The 25907-nt window shown below is 61.1% G+C and carries 19 protein-coding genes, 1 tRNA gene and 1 pseudogene; 11 read left to right on the forward strand and 10 right to left on the reverse strand.

Going from position 1 to position 25907, the window contains the following annotated elements; translation table 11 throughout:
* Nucleotides 1-56 precede the first annotated feature (56 nt).
* The 4 genes from CE_RS01535 to CE_RS01550 are packed head-to-tail and all read left to right on the forward strand — an operon-like array spanning nt 57 to nt 7672.
* Entirely contained in the window at nt 57-2459 is a 2403-nt protein-coding gene (locus CE_RS01535) for a type I restriction-modification system subunit M (RefSeq protein ID WP_006770259.1), read from the forward strand.
* A complete protein-coding gene (locus tag CE_RS01540; protein ID WP_143758390.1) occupies nt 2452-3675 on the forward strand; it encodes a restriction endonuclease subunit S in 1224 nt (407 codons plus the stop codon). Before CE_RS01535 ends, CE_RS01540 begins: the two co-directional genes overlap by 8 nt.
* Entirely contained in the window at nt 3672-6971 is a 3300-nt protein-coding gene (locus CE_RS01545) for a type I restriction endonuclease subunit R (RefSeq protein ID WP_006770257.1), read from the forward strand. Before CE_RS01540 ends, CE_RS01545 begins: the two co-directional genes overlap by 4 nt.
* The gene (locus tag CE_RS01550) at nt 6968-7672 is read left to right on the forward strand and encodes a SprT family zinc-dependent metalloprotease (protein ID WP_006770256.1); all 705 of its coding nucleotides are present in this window, start codon (nt 6968-6970) and stop codon (nt 7670-7672) included. Before CE_RS01545 ends, CE_RS01550 begins: the two co-directional genes overlap by 4 nt.
* 123 nt (nt 7673-7795) lie before the next feature.
* On the opposite strand, the gene CE_RS01555 is transcribed toward CE_RS01550, so the two are convergent.
* Nucleotides 7796-8689, reverse strand: coding sequence for an IS3 family transposase (locus CE_RS01555; protein ID WP_035109990.1), 894 nt, complete (start codon nt 8687-8689; stop codon nt 7796-7798).
* 11 nt (nt 8690-8700) lie between these two features.
* Nucleotides 8701-9012: a transposase gene (locus CE_RS01560; RefSeq protein WP_006770254.1), complete on the reverse strand. Its 312-nt coding sequence runs from the start codon at nt 9010-9012 to the stop codon at nt 8701-8703.
* Between the two features lie 64 nt (nt 9013-9076).
* Between CE_RS01560 and CE_RS15810 the strand changes: the two are divergent.
* Nucleotides 9077-9253 (forward strand): annotated as a pseudogene (locus tag CE_RS15810) (helix-turn-helix domain-containing protein); the annotation flags it as partial.
* 185 nt (nt 9254-9438) lie between these two features.
* A complete protein-coding gene (locus CE_RS15145) occupies nt 9439-10143 on the forward strand; it encodes a DUF6338 family protein (protein ID WP_011074899.1) in 705 nt (234 codons plus the stop codon).
* On the opposite strand, the gene CE_RS14670 is transcribed toward CE_RS15145, so the two are convergent.
* Both CE_RS14670 and CE_RS01570 read right to left on the reverse strand, forming a co-directional pair.
* Complete coding sequence (locus CE_RS14670) at nt 10133-11125, reverse strand: HIT family protein (protein ID WP_143758392.1); 993 nt, start codon at nt 11123-11125, stop codon at nt 10133-10135. The genes CE_RS15145 and CE_RS14670 overlap by 11 nt on opposite strands.
* A complete protein-coding gene (locus tag CE_RS01570; RefSeq protein ID WP_006770251.1) occupies nt 11091-11588 on the reverse strand; it encodes a TIR domain-containing protein in 498 nt (165 codons plus the stop codon). Before CE_RS01570 ends, CE_RS14670 begins: the two co-directional genes overlap by 35 nt.
* A 1411-nt stretch (nt 11589-12999) precedes the next feature.
* Here CE_RS01570 and CE_RS01575 point away from each other — a divergent pair.
* The gene (locus tag CE_RS01575) at nt 13000-13980 is read left to right on the forward strand and encodes a site-specific integrase (RefSeq protein WP_006770250.1); all 981 of its coding nucleotides are present in this window, start codon (nt 13000-13002) and stop codon (nt 13978-13980) included.
* 285 nt (nt 13981-14265) lie between these two features.
* On the opposite strand, the gene CE_RS01580 is transcribed toward CE_RS01575, so the two are convergent.
* Nucleotides 14266-14505 carry a helix-turn-helix transcriptional regulator gene (locus CE_RS01580; protein ID WP_143758393.1) on the reverse strand — a complete coding sequence of 80 codons (240 nt, stop codon included), beginning with the start codon at nt 14503-14505 and terminating at the stop codon, nt 14266-14268.
* A gap of 171 nt (nt 14506-14676) precedes the next feature.
* Here CE_RS01580 and CE_RS01585 point away from each other — a divergent pair, with 171 nt between their 5' ends.
* Both CE_RS01585 and CE_RS01590 read left to right on the forward strand, forming a co-directional pair.
* Entirely contained in the window at nt 14677-15639 is a 963-nt protein-coding gene (locus CE_RS01585) for a site-specific integrase (protein WP_006770248.1), read from the forward strand.
* A gap of 51 nt (nt 15640-15690) precedes the next feature.
* Nucleotides 15691-17460, forward strand: a complete 1770-nt coding sequence (locus CE_RS01590) for a hypothetical protein (RefSeq protein WP_049783601.1) — start codon at nt 15691-15693, stop codon at nt 17458-17460.
* A gap of 238 nt (nt 17461-17698) precedes the next feature.
* On the opposite strand, the gene CE_RS01595 is transcribed toward CE_RS01590, so the two are convergent.
* Nucleotides 17699-17775, reverse strand: a tRNA-Pro gene (locus CE_RS01595).
* A gap of 96 nt (nt 17776-17871) precedes the next feature.
* A complete protein-coding gene (locus CE_RS01600; RefSeq protein WP_006770246.1) occupies nt 17872-18819 on the reverse strand; it encodes a metallophosphoesterase in 948 nt (315 codons plus the stop codon).
* Nucleotides 18820-18828: 9 nt separating this feature from the next.
* Between CE_RS01600 and CE_RS01605 the strand changes: the two genes are divergently transcribed.
* A complete protein-coding gene (locus CE_RS01605; protein ID WP_006770245.1) occupies nt 18829-19293 on the forward strand; it encodes a GatB/YqeY domain-containing protein in 465 nt (154 codons plus the stop codon).
* Nucleotides 19294-19307: 14 nt separating this feature from the next.
* On the opposite strand, the gene CE_RS01610 is transcribed toward CE_RS01605, so the two are convergent.
* The gene (locus CE_RS01610; RefSeq protein WP_006770244.1) at nt 19308-20744 is read right to left on the reverse strand and encodes a multicopper oxidase domain-containing protein; all 1437 of its coding nucleotides are present in this window, start codon (nt 20742-20744) and stop codon (nt 19308-19310) included.
* A 4-nt stretch (nt 20745-20748) separates the two neighbouring features.
* Entirely contained in the window at nt 20749-23103 is a 2355-nt protein-coding gene (locus tag CE_RS15565; RefSeq protein ID WP_011074904.1) for a hypothetical protein, read from the reverse strand.
* A gap of 83 nt (nt 23104-23186) precedes the next feature.
* On the opposite strand from CE_RS15565, the gene CE_RS01625 reads away from it, so the two are divergent.
* Nucleotides 23187-23447 (forward strand): DUF2249 domain-containing protein, encoded by a 261-nt coding sequence (locus tag CE_RS01625; RefSeq protein ID WP_006770241.1) that lies wholly within the window; start codon nt 23187-23189, stop codon nt 23445-23447.
* A gap of 6 nt (nt 23448-23453) precedes the next feature.
* On the opposite strand, the gene CE_RS01630 is transcribed toward CE_RS01625, so the two are convergent.
* Complete coding sequence (locus tag CE_RS01630; RefSeq protein WP_006770240.1) at nt 23454-25844, reverse strand: transglycosylase domain-containing protein; 2391 nt, start codon at nt 25842-25844, stop codon at nt 23454-23456.
* Nucleotides 25845-25907 lie beyond the last annotated feature (63 nt).

Raw genomic sequence — 25907 nt, forward strand, 5'->3', positions numbered from 1 at the left:
ACCGACTTAGTTCCCGGGACCGGGGCTGTCGAGTACCAGAGAGGACGAGCTGCCAGATGCCTCGCTTGACGTTGCCGCAGCTAGAGCGGCATCTGTTCGCCGCTGCGGACGTACTCCGCGGTTCCATGGAGGCCTCCGCCTACAAGGAGTACATCTTCGGGATGCTGTTCCTGAAGTACGCCTCGGACCAGTTCGAGGCGGAACAGCAGCAGGTCATCGCCGAGCAGCGCTCCCGCGGGCGCTCCCAGGCGGAGGCGGAGCAGCGGGCTGAGTCCCCGTCGTTCTATCGGGCGTTCTACGTCCCTCAGCGGGCACGCTGGGATCAGATTCGGGATCATCTTCACAAGTCGGTCGGTAGCGGCCTGAACAAGGCCCTGGAGGAGCTGGAGCACAGTAACCGTTCGCTGGACGGCGTCCTGCAGCACATCGACTTCAACCGCAAGATCGGCCAGTCGTCGATGTCGGACAAGAAGCTGCGTGAGCTGATCATGCACTTCAACAAGGTGCCGCTGCGACAGCAGGACTTTGAGTTCCCCGACCTCCTTGGCGCAGCGTACGAGTACCTGATTCGTGACTTCGCTGACTCAGCCGGCAAGAAGGGTGGAGAGTTCTACACCCCGCGCGACGTCGTCCGGCTCATGGTGCAGATCGCCGACCCACGTCCCGGCATGAGCGTCTACGACCCATGCACGGGATCTGGCGGCATGCTCATCCTCTCCAAGGAGTACGTCGAGGAGTCTGGCGGCGACGGGCGCAACCTGGCGCTCGCCGGCCAGGAGAAGGACGGCAGCGTCTGGGCCATCTCCAAGATGAATATGCTGCTGCACGGCATTCCCGACGCTGACCTCCGGAACAATGACGACGGCACGCTGGAAGACCCGGCGCACATTGCGGGCGGCGAACTTCAGCGCTTCGACCGGGTGATCACGAACCCGCCGTTCTCCATGAACTACTCAGCCGACGCCATCCCATTCTCTGAGCGTTTCCGCTACGGCTACACGCCCGAGAAGGGCAAGAAGGCTGACCTGATGTTCGTCCAGCACATGCTGGCGGTCACCAGGCCCGGCGGCCTCGTGACGACGGTCATGCCGCACGGGGTGCTGTTCCGTGGTGGGGACGAGGGCAAGATCCGCACCGGCTTCCTGAACGACGACCTCCTTGAGGCCGTGATCGGTCTCGGCCCCCAGCTCTTCTACGGGACGGGCATCCCGGCCTGCATCCTCGTGCTGCGGCCGCTCGGTTCGAAGCCACAACACCGCGAAGACAAGGTGCTGTTCATTAACGCGGACCGGGACTACCGGGAAGGCCGGGCGCAGAACTACCTGGAGCCTGAGCACATCGAGAAGATCGTTTCGGCTTACCGGGCCTTCGAGGATGTTCCCGGCTTCGCGCGTGTCGTCTCCCGCGGTGAGCTGGCAGAGAACGAAGACAACCTCAACATCCGCCGCTACGTCGAAACCACGCCACCTCCCGAGCCGCAGGACGTGCGGGCGCATCTGCACGGCGGCATCCCGAAGAGCGAGGTCAGCGCTAAGGCGGGTCTCTTCGCCGCCCATGGTCTGATGCCAGAGCACCTCTTGGTAGCGAAGAGTGACGATTACCTACAGTTTGCCGACGTCGTGACTGAGCGGCGCGATCTGCGTCGCCTGATCGAGTCTGATGCCGGCGTGGTCGCCACGGAGAGCGCCGTCCTCGACGCCATCGGGGGTTGGTGGGACGTGCAGGAAGCACGCTTCGACAAGGTGGAGTCGCCTGGTGACCTCGTCGATTTGCGCAAGGACCTGATCGAGACGTTCCGAGACGCGCTGGCCTCCACGCCGCTACTGGACCCGTTCGCGATCCGTGGCATCGTCGCGTCCTGGTGGGGCGAGAGCCTGCCTGATCTCAAAGCGCTCGCGACGCACGGTTATCGCGGCCTCATCGAGGCCTGGGTCGCCACGGTGCTCGACGCCCTGGCCGAGGTGAAGGCCAAGGTCAACCCGCTCGACCACAAGGTGGCGCGGGCACTGCTGCCCGAGTACCTCGATCGGCTGGCCGCCCTCGAAGCTGAGGTTGCAGAGCTGGACAGCACGATTAAGGCGGCTACTGCCTCGGATGACGAGGAGGACGCCGAGCCAAGCGAGGATGCCCTCTCCCCGGCCGAAGTCAAGAAGCTAAAGAGCAAACTGACGGCCACCAAGAAGCAGCTCAAGTCGGAGAAGGGTACCTTCGCCGAACGCCTCGAGGCCGCCGGTGCCGCTCTCGATGACGCCATCGCCCGCCGGATTGTGCTCGACGCCATGGAGCGGGATCTGGTAGCGGAAGCCCAAGACCGTATTACTCGGCATCGTCGGATGGTGATCGCGGCGTTTGAGACCTGGTGGGACAAGTACCGGACGCCGCTTGCGACCCTCGAAGCCGAGCGTGACGCAGCCGCCATGACCCTCGCCGGGTTCCTAAAGGAGCTTGGGTATGAATAACACTGCAGTGCCTGACGGGTGGACCCAAGTCCATGTGCGAGACCTAATCACTAAGAAGTTCACTGGACCGAGTCCGACGTGTGACGAGCGCCCAATTGCTAGTGATGATGAGTGGGGGCTACTCAAGACCACCGCGGTAACGTGGGACGGCTGGAGAGAGGAAGCCCACAAAGTGCCACCAGCAAGTTACTGGGGAAACGAATCTATCGAGGTTCGCGCAGGGGACGTTCTCATCACGAAGGCTGGACCTCGTCATCGCGTTGGTGTAGTGGTTCATGTGCGGTCTACGCGGCCTCATCTCATGGTGTCTGGGAAGATGGTCGGCCTTCGGCCAAGGACGTCAGTCGTGCTACCGCAAATACTGGCGGGTCTTCTCTCGACCAAAGTCGTCCAGGAATACCTGAATGCCCGGACGACAGGTATGGCGGAATCTCAGACAAACTTTGCAGATGAAGCATTGCTGTCTGCTGAACTGGTACTCCCTACGATGCCGGAGCAGCTGAGGATAGCGCGCATACTGGATGCGATCGATGAACAGATTGCTGCTTCTAGGCGCATCCTTTCGAAACTGAGACTGGAAGCGGAAGGAGTACTCGATCGGCTGGTGCAAGAGCTTTCGCCAGCCGACTTCGTCCCGCTTGCGGATCTCTGTACTGCGGACATTTGCTATGGCATTGTCCAGTCTGGAGTATTTGTTCCAGGCGGAGTGCCGGTACTCGCTATTCGTGATCTCGATGGCGATTTCGAGACGGGTGTTCATCTGACATCAAGGTCGATTGATGCGCAGTATCGGCGAAGCCGGGTTGCTCCGGGAGACGTCCTGCTCTCGATCAAGGGGACGATCGGTAAGGTGGGTATCGTACCGGATACCTACAACGGCAATATCAGTCGAGAGATAGCGCGAATCCGGTTCTCCGCTCGAACGGATCCGGCGTTTGCACGCTATTATTTGTTGAGTCGAGAGGCGCAGAGGCGGCTCGACCTCGCGGTGGTCGGCACTACTAGAGCAGAGGTATCGATCCACGTTCTCAAGAAGTTCGCGTTTCCATCGCCCGCTATTCAATACCAGCGGAACGTTGCTCGGGTGATGACAGCGCTTCAGGAGAGGCAAGAATCAGAACGCATTGCGTTGACTAAGCTCCAAGCCATGCGGCGTGGCCTCTTCGAGGACCTCCTCTCTGGACGTGTCCGCGTCCCTGCTGAGGTCGCCTCATGAGCCAGGGCCCCGAGTACACCGAGGTCGAGAAGCCACTGCTTGACCAGTTGGAGGGTCTCGGTTGGCAGGTCATCGAGGGGTCGAAGTCCGACCCGTCAGTCACCGAGCGCGACTTATTCCGCGGCTCGATCCTCGAAGACCGGCTCCGCGCCGTGCTGCTCAAGATCAACCCGGGACCAGACGGCTTGCCGTGGCTCGACGATACGCGCCTGGCCGAGGTGGTCTCGTCGCTCACGCGCTCCGAGGTAGGCAAGCTCATCGAGCTCAACGAGCGAATGACCGAGCGTCTCCTTGAGGGCGTGTCCGTGGCCGGTCTACCGGACTGGGATCAGGGACGCTCCCAGCGCGTCCACTTCATCGACTTCGGCGACCTGACGAACAACGACTTCCTGGCGATCAGCCAGTTCCGGGTGGATGAGCCCGGCGGCCAGGCCAAGAAGTTCGTCGCTCCCGACATCGTGCTGTTCGTCAACGGTATCCCGCTGGTGGTCATTGAGTGCAAGAGCCCGTACATCACCGACCCCATGACGGAGGGGATCACCCAGCTACGTCGTTACGCCAACCAGCGTCACCTCGGCCTCCCCGAGGGCAACGAGCAGTTGTTCTGGACCAATCAGTTCGTGGTCTCGACCTACGGCGACAAGGCTCGTGTCGCGACCTTCACCGCGGGACCGGAGCACTTCCTGGAGTGGAAGGACGCCTTCCCGCTCTCTCGTGATGAACTGGCCTCGCGGCTCGGCAAGCCTGCAGCCGAGCTGACCGGACAAGAGCTGCTGGTTGCCGGGATGCTGGCACCGTCTAACCTGCTCGACCTCGTCCGGCACTTCACCCTCTTCACGGAGGTCAACGGCCGGCGAATCAAAATCGTCGCCCGTTACCAGCAGTACCGCGCCGTCGGCCGGGCGCTCACGCGGCTCCGGACCGGCAAGACACGAGCCCAGGACGGCGAGAGCGACCGCCGTGGCGGTCTGATCTGGCACACCCAGGGATCGGGTAAGTCTCTGACTATGGTGTTCCTGGTGCGGGCACTGCGCTCTGATCCGGTGCTGCGCGCCTTCAAGGTCGTGGTCATCACTGACCGGACCGACCTCGAAAAGCAGCTCTCTGAGACCGCCAAGCTGTCTGGTGAGGGCGTCGTCCGGGCCCGGCATACGGCTCAGCTGCGGACCATCCTGGCGGAGAAGGGCCCTGCACTGGTCTTCGCCATGATTCAGAAGTACCGGGATACGGACGGGGCCGGCGCCAGTGAGAGCCGCATGGCCGCGGACAAGAAGAACGATGCGCCCGAGGTTCTCAATACCGACGAGACCGTCGTGATCCTCGTCGACGAGGCGCACCGCTCCCAGACCTCCACGCTGCACGCCAACCTCATGGCGGCCCTGCCAAACGCGGCCAAGATCGGCTTCACCGGCACCCCGATCATGCGGGAAGGGAAGAAGCGCACCGACGCCATCTTCGGGTCATTCATCGACAAGTACACGATCCGCCAGGCCGAGCACGACGGCGCCGTCGTCCCCATCTTCTACGAAGGACGCACCGCTAAGGGAGCGGTGGCTGGCGGTAGCGACTTGGACGAGCTGTTCGAGGACATGTTCGCCGAGCACACCGACGAGGAGATCGAGAAACTCAAGGCGCGCTACGCCACGACCGGCGCCGTCTTGGAAGCCCCGAAACTCATCGCGGCCAAGGCGAAGTCGATTCTCTGGCACTACGTATCGACGGTACTGCCAGGTGGCTTCAAGGCACAGCTCTCAGCTACCAGCCGCCTGGCCACGGTTCGGTACCGCGAGGCGCTCCTCGCCGCGCGGGACGACCTCGTCGCTCAGATCGAGCGCCTGCCGCAGCGCCTCGTGCGCGGGGCGGAGGATGGCGGCCTGGACATCGACGGGCTCGACCGGCCCAAGCAGGTCCTGGTCCGCGCCCTGCCGCACCTTGAGCTCATCCGGATGCTGGACTTCGTTCCGGTCATCTCGGGCAGCAACAACGATGACCCGACCTGGCTGCAGTGGACCGACAAAGCCCGCCAGGAGGCGGTAATCGCGGAGTTCAAGAAGCCGCTGGGCCTCCCGGGCGAGCAGACGAGCCCCGTCGCCTTCCTGCTGGTGCGCACCATGCTGCTAACCGGCTTCGATGCACCCGTCGAGCAGGCGCTCTACCTCGATCGCTTTATCCAGGATGCGGAACTGCTCCAAGCCATCGCCCGTGTTAACCGGACTAGCCCTGGCAAGGCCGCCGGCCTGGTCGTCGACTACTTCGGCGTTGGCGCCCACCTCCAGAAGGCGCTGCAGGCCTATGCACCTGAGGACGCCGAGGATGCGATCGGGGCCCTGGCCTCGATCGCGGATGAGGTGCCCAAGCTGCGCGATCGGCACGCCCGGGTGGTGGCGCTCTTCGCCCAGGCTGGCATTGAGACGTTCGACCTAGACGAGGACATCGAGACCTGCGTCGACGTGCTCTCAGACGACGCCCTCAGGGCCCGCTTCGGGGTGCTGCTGAAGCGATTCCTTACCACGCTCGACACCATCCTGCCCCGGCCGGAGGCGCTGCCCTTTGTGGCCGACGCCAAGCGGCTCGGCCTGATCCAAAAGGTTGCCTGGCGACGCTATCGAGACGACGGCCTCGGAGACTTCAACGCCTCGCTGTACGGCGAGAAGGTGCGCGCTCTGATCGATGAGCACGTCACGGCGCTCGACATTGCGACGAAGATCCCACCCGTCTCGGTCACTGACCCGGACTTCCTCGCGAAGGTTAAGAGTCTCACCTCCGACAAGGCGAAGGCCTCGGAGATGGAGCACGCCCTGCGGTTCCACATCCGGAAGAACTTCGACGAAGATCCCGCTCGCTACACCAAACTCTCCGAGCGCCTCGACGAGATCCTGAAGACACTTACTGGCAAGTGGGACCAGCTCAGCCTCGCGCTCAAGGTATTACTCGGCGATATCACCGACGAGTCGAGCTCGTCGCGCGTGCACGAGGACCCGCTCGTTGCGCGCTTCTATGGCCTTCTGGAGAGTGAGTACGCTACCAGCGCCACTCTGCCAGACGAGGTGCGAGCGGACATCATGCATCTGGCCGAAGACATCGTCGTCGAGGTGCTGCGGCACGCCGGCATCGTCCGGTTCTGGCAGAACCCGCACGCCCAGGACGAGCTGCGTAAGGGCATCGTCCATCAGCTAGATGACCGCGACCTGTTTCCCTTCTCCGAACAGGCAGCCATAGCTGACCGCCTCATGGAGCTGGCGCGCTCAAACCAGTCTTTGATCAGGGAGCAACTCCGTGCACGGGGGCGCTCATGACCGCCGTCCTGCAACTTGACGATCTGCGCGTACCGGTCGAGATCGGTGGCAGCAGCCGTAAGGCTCGGCTCACCATTGAAGCCGACGGATCGCTGCGCTTGAGGGCCGCCGAGGACGTGGCGACCGAGGAACTGCAGCAATTCCTGGCATCAAGACGCGAGTGGGTCTACCGCAAGCTAGCGGAGAAGGAAGCCCTGCAGCACGAGCCCATCACCAAGGAGCTCGTCGACGGCGAGGGCTTTCTGTACTTGGGTCGCAACCATCGACTGAAGATCGACGACATGGACGGCGCTGTCCGCCTGGAGCGCGGCCGACTCGTCCTACCTCGGCATCTAGTCGCAACAGGGGAAGCGAGTCTGATCGCCTGGTACCAGCGCTGCGGCGAGGCATGGTTGCGACCTCGCTCCGGGGCATGGGCCGAGCGACTACGAGTCGCTGCGGGACCTATCGAGGTGGCAGACCTCGGCCACAAGTGGGGAAGCGCCACAGCGGGACGGCGCGTGCGCATCCACTGGGCGACGCTCCAGCTGTCACCATCCCTCGTTGACTACGTGTTGGCGCACGAGCTCGCGCACCTGAGCGAACCTCACCACGGCCCCGCGTTCTGGCAGCTGCTCGCCCGCGTCATGCCTGACTACGAAGAACGCAAGCAGGAGTTGGCGAGGCGCGGTGGTCGCCTCTGGTTTGGGGGAACATCGTGACGGAGCCGACCCTCGCACTCTGGTCGGACGATCCGGCGCGGGTCGATCTGTTGTCCTTCGACGCCGTGGTGAAAACGGTTGCTGTCAAGCCCCGAGTTTTGTAGAGGGTCATTTACTTGTTGATCAGGCCGCGTGGACCTGAAGGGTGTTCCATTCCTGATGGACCTCCCTCGGTGGGCGATAACCCAACGAGGAGTGCAGCCGGCGGTTGTTGTACCACCTGATCCACTTCGAGGACTCCACGAGAACATCCGTTAATGCCGGCCATATCCTCCGGTCGATCAGCTCGGCCTTGAACACCGAATTCAATGCCTCGGCCATCGCATTATCGTAGGAGTCACCCTGGGAACCGACCGACGCCACGACCTTCGCCTCCGCCAGAGCTTCACCGTAGACAACCGATCGATACTGCACTCCTCTGTCACTGTGATGGATGAGGCCGGAAACGGTCTCACCAGCGCGAAGACGAGCAGACAACGCCATGTCCAACGCATCCCTGGCAAGGGAGGCCCGCATGTGATTGGTGATCTGCCAGCCGACGATCTCGCGCGAGTAGGCGTCCATCACGAACGCGGCATAGACCCACCCATGGGTGGTTGGAATATAGGTGATGTCGGCTACCCACAACGTGTTCGGGGTGTCCACATCGAAGTCACGGTCGACCAGGTCAACCGGACAATCAGCAGGATCAACGCTGCGTGTGGCAGGTTTCTTCCTCCGGCGCCGGATCCCGCGGATTCCTTCCACCGCCATGAGGTGCTCGATGGTGCAGCAGGCGACGTGGCCGAATTCTCCTTCGCGGTTGATTTCGGCCCAGAGTTTGCGGGCTCCGTAACAGGTGTAGTTGTCGTGGAAGATCCGGCGCAGTGCCCGGCGGATCTGTTTGTCCCGGATAGACCGGGTTGAGGGAGGTCTGGATTTGTGGGCGTAGTAGGTGCTCAGGGCAATCTTCGCGCTGGTGGTGGCCAGGACACGAATAATCGGCTCGACCCCGAACTCCTGCCGGTTGTCGTCAATGAACTTGACGGTTACTTCTGTGGGCGCTCACACTCCGCCGCGAAGAAAGCCGAGGCCTTCTTGAGGATCTCGTTGGCGCGTTTGGCTTCCGCGAGTTCCGCGCGCAGCCTGCGGTTTTCCGCGGCGAGATCCACCGATTCGGCGGGGGTGTCCGCCCCGGAGTTTTTATGGTTGCGGACCCAGACCCGTAGGGTTTCTTTGCTCAGGCCGAGCTCGCCAGCGATCCGGGCAACCGCTCCGTAGGCGGTGTCGGGATCGGCCTGAGCGTGGATGACGAGTTCAACAGCGCGCTGCTTGAGTTCGTCGGTGTACTTGACGGGCATGTAGGGTTTCCTCTTCCAATTTCCTACCCTCCATTAGACCCGGGACGAACCACTTCGGGTTGCCCGAAAAAATCGAGGATGGTCTCAGCAGAAGCTTGCGGATCAGGCAGAGGTGCCAAGGGCAAGTGTCGCTAGGGTTGAAGCTGGAACTGATGTCTCGACCGAAATTTTGGTAAAAATAACGGAAGCCATGGGGCTTCGCCTTGTCATTAAGAACTTGTTTGAACAGGAGAAATCATAATGACTTTCAGAGATAGACGCCCACAGAATTCCAATGAAGAAGCTCCCGGGTACAAGAACCGGATGGACTCGTTTCCCGTTCCGCCAGCCGAGATATACGACCCGCCTCCTGGTGGAGACAGCTTTTTCGGTGCCAGCCCTGAAACTGCAAGAAGCACGGACCACTCGGGTCCAGAGGACTAAGCGATGATCCCGGTTGGGTGGAGCGGGTTCCTGGCCTTTGTTTTGTTTGTGGCTCCTGGAATTGTCTACGACTTGAGGCGGGCACGAACGGCTGTGCCAGAGAAAGAATCGACTTTCCGTGAAATCAGCCGAGTCGCTCTTGTATCCACCCTTTGTTCTACTCCGGCAGTTTTCCTGGTGTTAACCGTTCTTCAGCGAATACAAAGTGCTGGCATTGACCAGGTTCCCACGTTGCAGGAACTGCTAACGCTAGATCTGGTCTTAGTCGAAACAAAGTTACTCGGGACAGTTAGCGTTATCGTGGGTTTCGTGGCGGTTTCGATGCTCATCGCATGGGGCCTGGGCATCCGTAGAAAAAGCTGGTCACGTCCGAATCTATCTTCAACCTCTGGATGGACCAAGGCTCTCCGAGAACAACTTCCCGAGGGCTCCATTCCGGAAGTCACCATCGGAACTCATAGTGGGGGTCTGTGGAAAGGCCGAGTGGTGCACTATACCGCTGATCTCGAGTTGGAAAACCGTGAAATAGTGCTGCGCCCACCTTTCGAGATACAGCTGGGCACAGAAGTCAAACACCCTAACCCTGGATGGAGCAGCATTGTCATCCCAGCGAAGGAGATCTCGTGGATGGCAGTAAGTTACCGACGTATCGAGACAAACACCATCTCTCCTGCTGTTGAGCCAACTGCAAATCTAACTAAGGATTAGATCGCTCGATCAGCACATGGACGGTGTCACTCTGTCCTGTTTCTTCAGCTTCGTTGCTACCTGAAGCTGCGAATATGACTACTAGGCTCACTGCGAGAAGGGCTGTGTAGAAGGGGGCAATTGACCAGGACCACCAAACAGGCCATGGGGGTAAGAACGGCCTTCTTCCCTTTTTTTGAGACGTAGCAGCTTCCTTAGTGGTTGGAAGATTTGTATGCATGGGGTCTAGCGAATACAGAGGAACCTGATTGCCAGGCCGAATAACCTCTGCGTAGAGCTTTCGAAACATTTGCTCACTATGCAGATAACTGACGTCTAGGAATGCAAATAGCGAGATAACGACTGCACCAATGAGCCCTAACTGCCAGGATTCTTGGGTCAGAGCAAAACCGAAGGTCGCCGTGATTATCGGAAGCAGCCAACTCTTCGCCGAGGCAGAAGCTGCGGATTGTCTAGCAATGACTGCTTGAATGAGATCGAGGTGTTTACGCCGATCTTCAGGATTGGGCGGGATGTCGAAGAATCTCGGATTTGTCCTAACTGATCTTTGGATCGCTGACTGAACTTCATCCTTCTTCTGTTCAGAGAAGTTCGTTGAAACTGGCCAGATGTCGCCCATGGAGTCATCTGCGAAGCGTGGTACAAGGTGGACATGAAGATGAGGAATTGTTTGCGTGGCGGCTTCTCCGTTGGACTGAATAATGTTGAGCCCTTCCGGATGGACAGCGGCGCGCACGGCATCACTCAAGAGCAACACTGCTTGGGAAAGATGATTAGCTTCTTCAGCAGCCAAGTCCCAGACGTTCTCCACGTGCCGATGAGGGACAACTAGTGTATGGCCAAGTGTTGCGGGTTCCGTGGGATGAAAGGCTACGACGTGATCGTTTCGGTACACTTCTCTGACATCCGGATCGTGCCCTGCGATGATCGTGCAAAAGGCGCAGGTATCAGCGTTCAACTCGCCTCCGTGCCTGGGAAACATAGTATTCAAGGTTCTGGCTCAGGTTGGCATACGTTGCCTTGGAATCAATCCTGCCAAGCCAATCAAACTTAGTGGGGTCAAAAGTAGGAACATTACCGACTCCAGGAACTTTCAAAAATGGGTCTGCGCCTTTGGAGTCAGTTGAACCTATCGGAAGCGATGCAAGACCATGAATATACACTCCAACCATGGGCTTATTCATGTCCCATGCCTTCTTGATTTCATACTTTACCCAGTCTCGTGAAGCAGTCTCCTGGCCAATAAGGACCACCACCGCGCGCTTGTGGCTCATCTGGCTGTCGATCCACCTGACGATCGCCGGCTGAGATTGGTTTCTGACTGTCTCCCATTCCTGGGCCCCCAGGATGGGGTCCCCCTGGATTGCATTGATATTGCGAACCATCTGGACCCGGTACACGTCTCGCTTGTAGTGGAACGAGTAGAACACGGTCTTGATAGACAATTAGCCTCCTTATCCAGCCCCCACTGTTCGGAAGTCTGGCATCTTGATGTATACAACTATCCCATACGACGTGGGCGCAGCCCCTCACCACAGAATAACTGTTCGATGACAGGGTGGTGTCCGTATGTTTTTACCAAGGGTTCGGCGGTGTACTTGTGAACGGGTTTCGGGTCTCGAGTCGCTAACCATGCATCATGTCGTCAGCCTCTTCCGCTTCCTGTTTCTCAATATACTATGCACTGCGGGGTCGGCATATGAACTACGTAATGGAACATTTATTTGACAATTATAGATCTGGCTATAGCTCCAATTCCATTCGTGCAGCGGTGATTGCCGACGGTCAGGGCCGCATTCGGTGCTGCATGACTCATCTGCAGCTCGCGGGGCGCTTCCGGGCCGGAGAGTAGCGATCATCGATAAGTTCTCGCGCAGCCAGTAGGTTTGCTTTGACTTTCTCGTGTTCAGGGGTCGGGCGCTGGCGCTTGTGGCCAGTCCAGATAGAGGTTGTGGGGTGGTCTGGCAGGCGATCGTGTCGTGCTGCTCAGCCCAGGAACGCCTGTATGTCAAAATAGGCAAGCTGATCCACATTTTTACCGTTAAATCTGAATGGGTGAAGTAGGTGAATCGTCCCCGACGCCGACTTCCTTAGTGTCGAAAAGCCCAGGCTGCCGCCCTCAACAGTCCTGGTCGGCGTGTCAATATGATCGTCGGCAAGTCAAAATGGGCCAAGTTGGGTTTCATGCTGGTTGCCGGTCTGGTCGGTTATGCAAATAAGAAGCGGTGATCCGGGATGGAAACGCATTTGCACATTCCAGTGAGCAGGGACTGCTCGGCATGCTCACTGTGTCTGTGGGATACTTCCATCGGCCGCCTGGCGTGGCGCTATCCCTCGAGAGCGCCCCCGGCGGTGAGGAGCCCGTGGCGTCTCTCCCCCGAACGCCGCGGGCTTCGCTCTGGGAAAACAGCATTTTCTAGCATTGCGAATGTGTAACGGCAGGGGGATGAGATGTTGCGGATGTGCAACTTTAAGAAATGTGCCCCCATATAGGGGTACTTGTTCCCACGAGTTCTGCCCTATGCGACTTTCGTCGATTATCTGGTGGCAATGCTCGCCCATCTCGGGTCGCAGGTTCCCACCGCAATAATGGTGGAGATACGGCTCCAAGCCTCGGGGATCTCGGGAAAGCTCCTGCGTACGGCACTAATCCGTCTCCCAATTTCGCTTGATACATCATTGACAGTTGCGGATCCGCGACGAACAATGAGGGTGCAAGATGACAGAACATTCCGTATCCGACGACAGGTCAGCACGCAACACCCTCTGTCTCGTTAGTTGTGAATCCCCTCACGCATGTGTGGCGGCTGCTCACAGCGATGATGTCCCTCACGGGGAGAAAGGTATCCGGCCACCATGTCCCCCCATTACTTCACCGACGCAGACTATGCCCGGATCATCATGAACTACGCGCCCACAAGTGTTCGGCCAGAAGTATGGGCACACATCGAGGACTTCGTCCGCAGCGTCGTCAGCTCGCTGAGGATCAGTGCGGCGACAACCAGCCGCGATGCGCTGCGCAACGTGCTCAGTGCCGTGGCCAAACTCTCCGCTTGGGTATGGACCCGTTACGGAGCCGTTAGCCTGGAGGCGGTCTTTCATCCCAGCATTATTGGCGACTACTTCGAATCTCCCGAGACTAAACCTCTGAATCGCACAACCGTGGGTACGCAGCGCTCGCTACTCATGCGTATCGGTGAGGCCGTGAACCCGGAATGGGATGCTGACTTCCAGCATCCTGTGACCTACGAGCCTGCGCTGGCTGCCTACGACACGCACGACGTCCAGCGCTTCACCGACTGGGCCAACAGCCAGCCCACGCCCCAGCGACACGAAAACTTTCACACCGTTCTGGCACTCACCCTCGGGGCTGGGTTGCGTGCCGGTGAGATATGTACACTGCGCGCCAAGGACGTCCGCCGTGACCCCTTTGGCATCATCGTTCATCCTCACGGTTACCGTGGGGCGGCCCGAAGGGCTGTGCCACTTCACCTGTTGTTTCATCAGCACATCGATGCGGTACTGGAGCGGCGGGAGTTTGAGGACTACATCTTTCGTCCTGGGCGCACTAATGAAAATGTGGGTCAACTTTCTGCTTATCTGCGCCGGGCGACGCTGTCCACGGCGACCGCAGCCCCGGACGCGAGGCGACTGCGGAATACGTGGATCAAGTCGCGCATCCTCAGTGGCGTCCCTGAGGACGTGATCTGCGTCGCCGCCGGGTTGAGGAGTCTGGCTCAGTTCGAGGACTACGTCCTTGAGGCCGGCCGATCACGAGCGCAGAACTTTCGGTTCATGCTCCAAGGTGGACAGGGGCCCGACCCTCCCGCAAGTTAAGCATCCGGGCACTGAGCGTGGGAAAGTTCGAGTTCATAAACCTGCTCAAGGGGTTGCGGATACGCAATTTAGTGCTTACGCACGCAATGCTTCGGGTTTTGCCCATATCGGCGTTGCGGCTGCTCAAAGGGTATGAACAATGAATAATTTATTAATAAATGTTATAAGTATCACACGTGTGCCTAGAAATGGTGTCCTGTCCACAGGTACTACGAAGGTATGGAATATGTTGCATCACCACATCTTCGCTCGGTTCCCGCCTCTGATGCGCCTAGCGCAGGGGCCTTACCTGGCGGGTGGACCGCCGAAACGCTGGACATCATGATCCGGCCACAGGGTTCGTCCACACGCCTGCTCGATCTCAGCGATGATAGTCGCGGTTGGAATCAACTGGCCTCGGATGATGCGCGTGATTGTGGACTTGTCCCGGTGAATGCGTCTGGCCAGTGCGGCGCTGCTGGCTACTTCCCCGGAGTTGATCAACTCCTCAATAGTCCGGGCGAAGTCCTGAAGCTTGAGCATCACGGGATCAGTGATATCCGCAGCATGAGGCCAGGCAGGGTGGCTGCGGATAGGGGCATTGCGGGGAATGTCGCCCCAGGGATCTCGCGGCGTGCTCGCCATCACCTTCAGCCTCCGAATAGTACCGAATTTCAACAACGCTTACGGCGTGACAAGGTGAAGCAGGTGACGACTATGGTCGACGAGCTCCATAAAAGATATGACATTCTTGCAGGCAATGAAAATACCCGGCGGAGTCAATACTCACATTTCACGACGTACATTACGTGGCTTCACGAGCATTATGGATTCGAACTTGAACTGCGGGCAGCGCTACCGTACATCGCTGATCACGCGGCGGTGCAGAACTACATTGATGCTCACGAGGGTTGGAAGAAACCGTCCACGCTGCAGCAGGAACTTAGGGTGCTTACCCGGCTGGTCCGACACCTTAAGGAATGCTGCGATGATTCTTCACTATATCATGAGTCCGCGCATCACTGGATCCCAGAACCGTACGGCCTGGGACAGCCGCCTCAGTCTCTGCCATACACGACGCGCGAGTTGCGTGGCGTCGTGGACTGGATCAACGTTCAACCAACGTCCTACTCCCAGCGCCGCGCTGCCTCGATCGTCGCTCTCGCCCTGGGAGCCGGGATCACGATCGGTGAAATGACCGGCGTCACCTACGACGACGTGACGGCTCACGCGCACGCCATCATCGTGTTCACCCGCGGAGCTCCAGGGACGCGAAGTCGTTATATCCCCGTGACTACGCCCTGGGACGCAGTACTTTCAGACGTTCTCCATTGCAGGCCACCTGGCCACACAGCTTCATCTCCGATCGTCGCGTCCCAGAGGGGAACTATTACGCGGCAACCACCAACCAAGGTCGTCAGGAAGTTCATCGAGCGCAGTAAAACCGTTGGTTATGGCCGCGCTCCCGTTGTCAGACGGTTGCGACACACGTGGGTGATCGGGCATGCCCGTCACCATGTTCCCTTCGAACTTCTTAACCACGCCGCCGGCATCAACCGAGGTCTTGACCGGGCCTATAAGCGCACCATTATTTCCACCGGCGTGATGAGTGGGGAAGAGTACAACGCCTGGCAAGGCGGCATTGAATTTACTGACTACCCACCATTAACGGCCATGTAGCCCCCGATACACCTGAGAGATTAATCAGGCTGGAGAAAGGAGGTGAACTACATGGGATCAACGATCACACCGTTGCCGCGACCACTTTTTCGTTTGGATGCGGAACAGGTTAGGCGCTTCGGTGCCATTGTCGACCGAGCCGGGGCATGCGACCTATTGGCGCAATGGCGTGCCGAAGACGGCAATGACCCCCGCAGGGGTGGGCGGCCTGCGATCGTGTCTGATCGCGCAATACTCATCACTTTTCTCATCGTGGCCACCTCCGGCCACCCGCTGCATCTGACACAATGCACTAGCTTGCTCACTGATCCTGACACCACCGATAAAGCGCTGGAGCTGCTGGGCCTTCCCGCCCGTAATGAGGCGCGCGCTCTCGGTGACGCCTACGAGAATACCTATCGGCGCTGGTATGACAGGTTATGGCGTGCACTCAAACGAGTGCTCCGTTGCATTGACCCCTTCAGTGATATTCCGCATTGGCGCAGGCTCAGCAAGAAGGAATATGACGCGATCATGGCTAAACATGACGAGGATCGCGAGAAACTGTGCTGGGCCAGAGCGACAGAATTCTTCAACAGGCTCATTGCTGCGTCGATAGAGGAATTGCCACAGCACTACCGCGACAACTGGCTCGGTGACCTCGCTGTGGACGGTACGTTCATTGCCGGCTCCCAGCGCGGAACGCGCAAAAACTTGCGTCCAAATGATCTTGTCTCCAGCGACCCCGAAGGAGGGTGGTACGTGCGTGAAGACGATCATAAGGGCACTCAGAAAGCACTGGCAAAAACCAAGAGCGAGGTGCGATGGGGTTACGAAGCCACCATTGTCGCTGGCGTGATGACCGATCAAGGCCCTCACCAACAACCGCATCTGATTCACGCCATGTCCATGGACAGGCCCGGCCACCAGCCAGCTGTCCGCGCCCTTGAGGCCATTCGGCATCTCATAGGTAACGACAACGTGCCCAAAGGCACCATCGTCGGCGACAGAGTTTATTTTCCCCATGCGTTGACGGAAAACTACCACAAGCCACTGCGTCGCGCGGGATACACGCTGGTGGGTGACTATCCGAAGAATAAGCTGGGTAAGACCCATGAGTTTGAGTCGATGAAATTAGTGGAGGGCGGGTGGTACTGCCCGGCCATTACGGATTCCCTCGTCCATGCCACTGAAGATAAGCAGGCTGGCCGAATTGACCAGGAGACTTATGACGACCGTATCGAGGAACGGCGCTTGTACGCGATGCGCCGTAAAGGTGCCGACGACACAGGTACGTCCATGGCATTCATGTGTCCCGCACGGGGATCAGGCAAGACGGTGCACTGTCCGAACGCTCAAAAGCCAGAGCGTGAGGATGCTCAGAACAAGAGGCTATTCCGTGTTATCCCGGCCCAGCTGCCAAAGGATCGTCGTAAGTGCTGTAACAATCCGACCTCGGTGAGCATCCCTCACAGTGAGGGGATGAAGTACCGTCAGACCGGACCGGCATATCGAACTGCGAAGTGGCGGGAGATATTCGGCATCTCCCGCAACGTCAGCGAGACGCGTAACGACCTCCTTAAGAACGGCCGAGGCATGGGTTCCTCCATTGGTGATCACACTCGTCGTCTAGTGCGCGGCTTCACCGCCGCATGGATGTTCACCGCACTAGGAGTCATCAGCATGAATCTCTCCTTGATCGCGCGGTTTCTTCACCGGGTCGCTGCCAACCTCACGGTGCCGCCGCCGGTGACGACACCTCCATTTCCATCTGATGAATCGTCGTCGGTGGGCCAACCTCATGGACCTCCGCACAATATGCCTGGCGAGATCGCAGCCTAAACGCGAAGAATTGCATACTTTAATTTGAACACCGGCGATCCTGTGGACCGCTGGTGATCTGCCATGCCAGTAAGTGGAGCGCGGCACCGTGAGGGGGCCGCGAAGTTCTCTGGAGGAGCTGTCAAGCCCCAAGAAAAGAGGAAAAACGAACGATCCCCGCTGAAAATCAGCGGGGATCGTTCTTGTCTAGCAGTTTCCCAAACGATTCTGGCGTGTAACCCAAAACCGTCCTGTTTATTGGTCGGGATAACAGGATTTGAACCTGCGACCTCCTCGTCCCGAACGAGGCGCGCTACCAAGCTGCGCCATATCCCGTGGTACCTGCCCCACTTTAGTCCTCTGAGTTGTATAGGCCAAAACGCCAGCTCAGAGATCTGATTGTGGGGTGGCTTGACAGAGAACTGACAGGATCTATGCTTCCCGCTCGGTGATCTTCAGCAGGGTTGCGCTGGGGCGGCAGAAGATGCGTACCGGGGCGAATTTGGAGGTGCCCAGCCCGTTGGAGACATGCAGCCCCATGGAGCCGAACCGGTGCAGGCCCGAGGCACGTTTGCGGTCGATGTCGGAATTGGTCACGATGGCGCGACCACCGGGGAGGCAGATCTGACCACCATGGGTGTGGCCGGCGAAGGCGATCTGATACCCATCAGCCTCGAACTTCTCCAGAACACGTGGTTCAGGGGAGTGCAGCAGGGCGATGGCAAGGTCGGAATCAACGTTGGGGGCACCGGCGATCTCGGAGTAGTCATCGAGGTGGTGGTGTGGGTCGTCGACACCCGCTGCGGCGAGCCGGACCCGACCGACCTGGAATTCCACCCGCTTCTGGTTGGCGTCCCGCCAGCCACGTTCGATGAAGGCAGCCCGCATGCCCTGCCACGGGAGGTCGACATAGCTCGGTGGGCGTTTCATGCGCAGCAGGTACCGGAAGGGGTTGACCAGTCGCGGTGCCCAGTAGTCATTGGTGCCGAAGACGAACATTCCGGGGCGGTTGAGCAGCGGCTCCAGGGCCTGGAGGACATCGGGCACGGCCCGTTCATCACTGAGGTTGTCGCCGGTGTTGATCACCAGGTCGGGTTCCAGGGAATCCAGGGCGGACACCCACGCCTTCTTGGTGTCCTGGCCGGGAATCATGTGCAGATCGGAGACGTGGAGAATGCGGAACTCCTTCTGACCGCGGAGCGTCCCGGGCTCGAGAAGGGGCAGTGTGTGGGTCTTGAGCTGAAATTTTGTCAGCTCGGAATAACCCCAGGCAGCGGTGCCCAGCCCGAGTGCGATGCCGGCCCCGAGAATGCCGCCGGCGGTCTTAGCGAAGGTTTTAACATTTGTTGGCACGTTATTCACCCTACCCGGGGAGTACATTGGGGAAACATGAGTGATCTGAAGAAGAAAATCCGTGAAGACCTGACCACCTCCATGAAAGCCCGGGATAAAGACACGACCGGCACCCTGCGTATGCTGCTCTCCGCACTGACGCAGGAGGAAACCACCGGGGCCAAGCATGAACTGACCGATGAGGATGTTTTAAGGATCATCGCGCGCGAGATCAAGAAGCGTCGCGAATCAGCCGAGATCTACACCCAGAACGGCCGTGAGGAACTGGCCAGCGCCGAGCTGAAGGAGGCCTCCATCCTGGAGGCCTACCAGCCGGCGCAGCTGAGCGACGACGAGCTCGAAGCGCTTATCGACGACAGCATCGCCGAGATCTCCCAGGCCACGGGGGAGGAAGTCACCATGAAACATATGGGGCAGGTCATGAAGGCTGCCACCGGAAAGGCCGCCGGCCAGGTGGACGGCAAACGACTCTCCACCGCTGTGAAGAGTCGCCTGTCCTAGGAGGGATCAGCTGTTTAGTCGGTGACGGTGAAGAATCCGTGCTGGCCCTTCTCCGCGTCGGTCATCTGGTGGTTGACGAACGCGTAGTTGCCGGGCGCGTTGAAGGTCAGTTCGATGAACGCGCCCTGGGCGACGGACACGTTCACGGCCTGTGAACCGGTGCCACGCGTCCCCGCGTCGCGGATGAGGTAGCGACCCTCGGAGAAGACGGTGTCGAAGACCTCCCCGACGACGTGGAAACTCAGCGACTGGTCCGGGCCCACATTCATCAGCCACACCCGCACGGTGTCGCCGACCTTGTGCTCAATGGGGGCCAGGTCGTACTGGTTGGGATAGAAGTTGAACGCCGTCAGGTCGTAGTCGCGGTCGTTGACGCGCTGGGCGTCGGCGCCGATTTCGGTTTCGCCGAGGAACATCTCGCTGGCGACCAGCAGGTACTCCTCATCGACTTCACTGAGGGACTCCGCGGAGTCGGCCGGCGGGTCGATGATGACCGCGCCGAACATACCGTTGGCGATGTGCAGGCTCATGGGGGCGGTCGCGCAGTGGTACATCCAGATGCCGTAGCGGTTGGCGACGAACTCGTAGGTCAGGGATTCCCCGACGGGGGTCTGCGCCATGTTGGTGTCCGGGTTGACCTCGCCGGCGTGGAAATCGATGGAGTGATCCATCGTGCCCTTGTTGTGCAGGGTGATGCGGAAGGTGTCGCCGAGTCTGCCGCGCAGGGTCGGTCCGGGCGCCTGCCCGTCGAAAAGCCAGACCACCTGCTCATGACCCGGTGCGACCTGGCGGACCTCCTCGGTGATATCCCAGCTGTATTCGTGGACGGTACCGGTCGGGGCCGGGGCCAGGACCGGGTTGACCGGGGTGAAGCCCTCGTGGTCGACGCTGCGGGCGCCGACTCCGGGTACGTCGACGGCGGCCGGGTTGGTTCCGCCCGCCGGGGCGGCTCCGGTGGTGCCGGTGACCGTCACGTCAAAGGTCATTCCCATCGCCTTGTGACCGGCGACGGTGCACCAGCCGGCGGTCGACTCGTTGAAGATACCGAAGTCCCGGGTGACGGTTTCACCCGGGGGGATCAGGCCGGTGTTGATGCCGTTGAGTGCAAGGTCGTGGTTCTGTGAGTCGTTGTTGGTGATCTCCAACACCAACGTCGACCCGGCCGGGATCTCGACCGTGTTCGGCGTGAAAAGCATGCCCTCGATGTCCACCTGGTGTGTGACCGTGTCACCGTCGGTGACGGTCTGTCCGCTGCTTGTCGACGCCTGTGTCGTCGTCTGACCTGTGGAACCGAAGCCACTGCTGGCGAGGATCGCGAGCATGACCACGGTGGCGATCGCCAGGCCAACGAGCACCCACGAGGCCCATTCGACGCCGTTGTCGCCGCCGAGGGGTTTCTTCGGCGCGGGATTCGAGCCGGCGCCGCCGGCGGGTCCGATCGGGATGCTCATGGTTCTAGTTCTCCATTCGGTACTGGGTGATGATTGCCCGCGTGATGGTGATGACGTGCCCGATGAGGCCGAGGCCGATGAGGATGAGACCGGCTGAACGGGCGGGTCCGGTCACGTCGAGCAGGGTGAGAAGTGCGCCCAGGTTGATCAGCGTCAGGCGGGCACCGCCGGCTCGGTCCGCGGTTGCGCGCGCCACGCGCACCTTCCCGGGGCCGCCGCCGACCAGGGTCGGCAGCAGGTGGTGGAGCACGCCGGTGACCAGTTGCAGCAGGCCACTGCCGAGCAGCGCCGGGAGCAGCAGCAGGGTGCCGGCGCGCGGATCCCCTCCGACGATGAGGATCACCGCGTCGGCGGTGGCCACGGCGAGCATCCACAGCAGGCCCGCGACCACGGAGACCGTGGCGGTCGTCCACGTCGCACCGGTGGAAAACAACGTGCCGATCACCGGCTGCACCACCAGCAGGGCAGCCAGCACCATCACCAGCTGCGCCAACCCGGCCCACGCGGGCTCCCCGAGCGCATGCAGCAGCAGCGCCGCGCCCAGTGCGCCACCGTGGACCTGCAGTGCGCGGGTGCAGCGACGCCGGGCGATATCCGGGATCCGGGAGCCGGCCAGGGTGGGGAGCAGCGTGACGACGGTGCCGATGACCGTCAGCCAGGCAAACCCCCACACCGTGGCCCGTGAATGCGCGGCGATGAGGTCGGAGTAGTTTCCGACCCGGGTGGCCAGGATGGCCAGGAGGATCGCGACGATGAGAAAACCCGCCGCCGTCAGGTAGAACGGGACGGTGACGGCGAACTGGCCGGCCAGGGAGCCGCGCAGGCGCTTGACGACGACCGCGATCTGCCAGAGGAGCACGGCGATGACGGCGGTGGCGCTGACGTCGGCAAGCGGGCCCCAGTCGTAACCGGCGCGGTCGATGAGGAGGCCGAGCATGGCGAGGTTGACGATCGCCACCCGCAGACCCACGCCGCGGTAGCCGGCGGTGACGGTGCGGGTGAGGGCTTCGGCGAAATGCGTGGAGTAGGCGATAATCGCGGTGGTCAGCGCGCCGATGGTGAACGGGTGGATGACATCCCACCAGGTCACGCCCCGCCCGAGGCGGTAACCGAGCGTCGCCGCGACACCGACGACGAGCCAGAACGCGATAACCGCGCCGGCGGTGGCATGCCACCGACCCCGCGCACGCAGCGAGACATCCGAGACGCTGAGGGTGCTCATACCCGTGCTCCCTCCATCCGGGTGGCCGCCCGACGACGCGCATGGCGCACCGTGAGGACAACGGACACGAGCAGGAAGACGATCACGGCGGTGACGTTGATCAGCCCCCCCGGCCTGCCAGAGCGTGGTGTGGCTGCGGGCGTCGGCAAGCAGGCGCAGGGCGAGACCGGCGTGCAGCAGCGCCACCGCGACGTACATGACCGGGTGGTAGGGCAGCGTGTAGCGGATGACGGAGGTCAGGATGATCGGCGCATGCGCGAGGATCATCGAGATGACGAACCCGAGGAAGACCGCGTGGACACCGGCGTCGAAGGCGAAGCCGGTCTCGGTGAAGCCAAACGCGACCCAGATGACACCGCCGATGATGAGCCAGAGATAACCGAGCAGCATGCACACCGCCGAGAACTGCGGGAGACCCCGTGATTTGACCAGGTGGCGGGCGACGTCGACACGCACGGTGGCCACGGCGACGAGCACCAGAGCCACGCCCATGACGGCGAAACCGAGCTGGGGGGAGAAGCTGAAGAGCAGCGAGGAGGCGGTCAGCGTCAGGACGAGCGCCGTGACGGTGGTTTCCGCCGCAACGCCGCCGAAGGAGATGCGGGCCAGCTCAAGCCGCTCACCGATGATGGTGGCCACCGTAAAGACCACGGCGAACGGCATCGCATAGGCGAAGGGCGCACCGAGGGCCCAGACAAGCGCCGCGGCGACACCACCGATGACCCCGGCAGCCTGGGTCAGCACCGCGAAGGTGGCCTGACGCCGGTGGACCTTGAGGTAGGTCGCCCCCAGGACCAGGAAACTGAGGGCGAAGAACGCGCCGGGTACCAGCCGGGGAAAACCGGACAGCGTGGTGACCACCCCGAATGCATGCGCCAGCGGTCCGAGCCACGCCCACCTGGTGCGCACGGCGACGGCGCGTTCGATGCCGATCGCCCCGCCGACAAACCCGAAGACCATGAGTGGGCCATGGTCCTGGGCCAGGGAGGTCGCGGGGCTGTCCAGCAGGTAACCGAGCTTGACCGTGCCGGCGAGCAGGCCTGTGATCACGGAGATACCGGCGAAGATCAGGAAACCGAAGCGCAGCGCCAGTGGCGGGTTCCACGTCCGCGACGGGGAACGATGCTTTATTTGCACGGGTTTTATCGTACTATTAACTCATCCGTTCCCCAAGTATCGGGCCGGATTTCCCGTTCCCGCCCACAGACAGGATGTGTACGATGCAGCTTCCGATCTCCGCAACCGGCCAGGCCGGTCAGATCCCCACCCTCAACGCCTCCGAGATTCCGCATGCGGTGCGCCACGGCGCCATTCACGGCGCGCTCGGCACCCGCAACGTAGGCGAAGCCATGATCCTCATCGCCCCGCACAATCCGCTGCCGCTCCTCAAGGAGGTTGAGGCCCGCGAAGAGACCTTCGAGCTTGAGTACCTCCGGGAGGGGCCGACCGACTGGCACATCAAATTCACCCGCACCGCATAGTGGCTCCTAGTTGCCCAGCAACTGCCTCAGAGCATCGTTGATAGCGTTCACGCCATCCTGGACGGTGGGTGCCTGTGGGGTGGTGGGGCTTGTCGGCCGGGGTGCCGGTGCATCCTGCGTGGTGTCGGGGCTGGTGGCCGGTGGTGGGGTGGGGCTTGAACCGTCGGAGATGTCGAGGATGATGGTCCCACCGTCGACAAGCGTCCCGTCCTCCGGGCGCGCCGCGACCACCGTGCCGCGTGGTCGCCCGCTGCCCGGGACCGTCCGCGTGGTCACCCGGTAGCCTTCGGCCTCCGCTGCACGCCTCGCGGCGGCTTCGCTCTGCCCGGTGAGCTCACGGATGAAAGCCGCGTTCGCCCCCAGCTGGAAATCATTGGAGTTGTCCGGGATGGAACCTGCGAGTGCCGCCGGGACATTGTTGGCGAGCTGGAACCAGGTCTGGGCAGGCTCCCGACCACCGTAGAGGTCACCGGAGCCACACTGGCGCACCGGAGAACTGCACAGGGGCGTGGTGGTGGTGCCGTCGTTGTAGATATACGGCGCGGCTGCGAACTTGTCGTTGTAGCCCAGGAAAGCAGATGACTGGTTGGACTCGGTGGTACCGGTCTTCGCCGCGATCGGCTGGGTCCAGCCGTACATGCTCGCGGCTCCCGCGGCGGTTCCCTCGGTGATGTCCTCGCTCATGCCCACGGTGAGGGCGGCGGCATCCCGCTCATCCATCACGCGTTCGCATTCGGGACGGTCGATGTAGACCTCGTTGCCGTCACGGTCGTGGACCGAGACGATCGGGTTCGGTGCACACCACACGCCACCGGATGCCAGGGTCGCGGCGACGTTGGACAGCTCCAGGGGGTTCACGGCGGTGGGACCCAGGGTGTAGGAACCCAGGTTGGCGTTCTTCATGTAGTCCGCGATGGAGGAGGTTCCATCGAAACTGCCCTCCTCGGTGTAACTGCGCAGGCCAAGCTTCACCGACAGATCCACCACCTTGTCCACACCGACCTGCTCGATCAGCTGGATGAAGGTGGTGTTGGGGGAGTAGGCAAGCGCCTCCTGCAGAGTCATCCGGGGCTTGTAGGTACCGGCGTTTTCCACGCAGTAGGTGTTGGGTGGGCAGTTCTGCGCACCACCTGTTCCCAGCCCCTTGGCCTCATAGCGGGTGGGCACATCCAGCATGGTGTCCAGGCCCATGCCCTGCTCGATGGCGACTCCGGCCGTGAAGATCTTGAAGATGGAACCCGCACCGTTACCCACCCGGGAACTGGTCTGCGGGAGGATCGTCTCACCGGCCTCCAGGTCGAGCCCGTAGTTACGGGAGGAGGCCATGGCCAGGATGTCACGCGAGTTGGAACCGGGTTCGATGACATTGACCACCTCGGCCACACCCGGGGCGGCGGGGTCGGTGTGGTTCACCACCGAGGCGCGGGCGGCGTCCTGCACCACGGGATCCAGGGTGAGCTGGATGGTGTAGGCATCCTTGTCCAGCATGTCCCGGGTGATGCCCTGCTCCGCGAGGTAACTCAGGGCGTAATCACAGAAGAAACCACGATCGCCTGCACCGATGCACCCGTTGGGCTCACCCTGCGGGGTCTCCAACACACCAAGCGGCTGCTGCTGGTAATTTGCCGCGTCCTCCCGGGTGATCGCGCCGGTATCCGCCATCGCCGACAGCACCGTGTTGCGCCGCTCGAAGACCCCGTCATGGTTGGTGTACGGGTTGAGATACGAGGAGGACTGCACGATACCGGCGAGCATCGCCGACTGCGGGACAGTCAGTTCCGCAGCGGAGATCCCGAAATAGGTACGGGCGGCAGCCTCCACACCGTAGGCCCCGTTACCGAAGGGGACGATGTTGAGATACCGGGTGAGGATCTCATCCTTGCTCAGCTTGTCATCCAGATCGGAGGCCATCCGCATCTCACGCAGCTTGCGGGGGATGGAGGTCTCGATGGCGGCAGCCTGCTCGGCCTCATCATCGGCATCAACCAGCAGGAGGAAATTCTTCACATACTGCTGGTTGATGGTGGAGGCACCCTGTTCCACTCCACCCGCGGCCAGGTTGGTGAGCATCGCGCGACCGAATCCCTGCAGGTCAACGCCGTCATGTTCATAGAACCGACGGTCCTCGATGGAGACGATGGCATCTTTCATCGGCTGGGAGATCTGATCCCCGGTCACCTCGAAACGCCGCTGCGAATACAGGTAGGCCAGTGGCTCGCCGGTGGCATCGGTGATGGTGGTGACCCCGGGGCCACGTCCATCCTCGAGATCGGCGAGGTTGGACTGCATCGTCTCATTCGTGCGTGCGAAGGCGACCCCGGTGATACTGGCGACGGGCACCAGCGCCAGGGCGCCGAGCAGCCCCGCTGCCACCGTGGATGCCAGGAGTTTGGTCATGGACTTTGGGAAGGACACGGTAACAGCCTAGCTACTGAAGCCTGTTTCGTGAATCTGGCCAAC

This window comes from Corynebacterium efficiens YS-314 (genome assembly GCF_000011305.1).
In the GTDB taxonomy this organism is placed as follows: Bacteria; Actinomycetota; Actinomycetes; order Mycobacteriales; family Mycobacteriaceae; genus Corynebacterium; species Corynebacterium efficiens.